A 435-nucleotide genomic window follows, 5' to 3' on the forward strand; every position below is an offset into this window, starting at 1 on the left:
TCCCGGCGATGCTACCGAAAAAGTAGCTCCTTATATGCAGCCTTTATTCGATAACCTCAATGTAATCAAGAGACAATTTGCCTCCAATTCCATTTTTCCAGATAACCATAAAAATAACGGCCAACAGCTTGTGTACTTCCTAAAGTCTGGTAGAAGATTGCACCTTTGATCAGGGAGACGATGCAGTAGTAATCAAAGCCGGACGCAACCAAAAAGACTTCCAATAACGCAAACCGTTTCCATTAATGGTTCCTTTACCGGAAATAGTAAAGCCATCTACGTTAGCATACAGCGCAAAGAAAGAATAGGTATTATATAAGGTACCAAAGTACTTACGGCGTACCTCTTCTACTCCTAACAATATGATTATCATTATTAACGATAATGATATGGCTATTGATAGAAGTGTGGGAGGAATGAAACAATACCTCTTTA

Annotated in this window: 1 pseudogene; it reads left to right on the forward strand. The window is 38.9% G+C overall.

Annotated features, from left to right (window positions below):
* Positions 1-332: 332 nt before the first annotated feature.
* A pseudogene (locus tag D0T60_RS18505) lies at positions 333-435 on the forward strand (1-deoxy-D-xylulose-5-phosphate synthase N-terminal domain-containing protein); the annotation flags it as partial.

Origin of the sequence: Bacteroides sp. 224, assembly GCF_010500995.1 — a bacterium.
GTDB lineage: Bacteria > Bacteroidota > Bacteroidia > Bacteroidales > Bacteroidaceae > Bacteroides.